Origin of the sequence: Bradyrhizobium sp. CCBAU 11361 (assembly GCF_028128935.1) — a bacterium.
GTDB classification, from domain to species: domain Bacteria; phylum Pseudomonadota; class Alphaproteobacteria; order Rhizobiales; family Xanthobacteraceae; genus Bradyrhizobium; species Bradyrhizobium niftali.
This window is the reverse complement of sequence record NZ_LBJZ01000071.1, coordinates 1-699: the sequence shown is the minus strand read 5'-3', so window position 1 is coordinate 699 and position 699 is coordinate 1. Positions and strand designations below refer to the sequence as shown.

The window sequence follows — 699 nt, the reverse complement described above, 5'->3', positions numbered from 1 at the left end:
CTTCTCCGCTATCACCTCGCAGCCCGGATCCACATCTGCGGCGATCCCTTTATGGAATGGACCCGTGCCAAGCTCGAAGGTGTTCGCGCAAGCATTGCACGACCTCCACGTTGACAGCAACGTTCAGCACGGCATGGAGAGCGCGCATTTCACCCTGTCCCACGCCTCGCCGGCTGATCTATTTCTGTTGCACGCTTAACCGATGATTGCTCTTGGAAGAGGCTGTAAAAGAGGCTGTAAAAGCCTGGTTGTCCGCGTGGCCGCGATATCGGCGTCGGCGATCACGCAATAACGGCCTGAGACGCTGGCGAGCGCGTGCGAGATCGGAGTAGTGGTGGTAAGCGAGGTCACTGGTACCAAGCGGGTCAGACTAGGCCGTGTACCCATAAACCCGGCGGCGTGATGCGACTAAAGCAATGTCTTCTTTGCCCCTATAGCGACCCGAAAAGCAATCGCAGCGATCCGATCTGCTTCAGCCCCTATCTCTATCGTGCTCGCAACCAGGTCGAGCGGTTCTTCAACAGGATCAAACAATGTCGTCGGGTGGCGACGCGCTACGATAGGCTCGCCGCCAACTACCTCGCATTCGTTCAACTCGCATCAATCAGGCTATGGCTGCGCCTTAATGAGTCCGCGTCCTAGTCACGTGAATCTAAAGTTCGCCACATAAAGTCTGCTGGGCTTTGTGGCAGAAGCGTT

At 56.7% G+C, this 699-nt stretch carries 1 protein-coding gene and 1 pseudogene; both read left to right on the top strand.

Annotated elements, in window-relative coordinates:
• A partial coding sequence (locus tag XI08_RS09885) for a hypothetical protein (protein ID WP_271574269.1) occupies positions 1-199 on the top strand: 199 nt, incomplete at its 5' end.
• A 242-nt stretch (positions 200-441) separates the two neighbouring features.
• Positions 442-642 (top strand): annotated as a pseudogene (locus XI08_RS09880) (transposase); the annotation flags it as partial.
• Between the last annotated feature and the right edge of the window lie 57 nt (positions 643-699).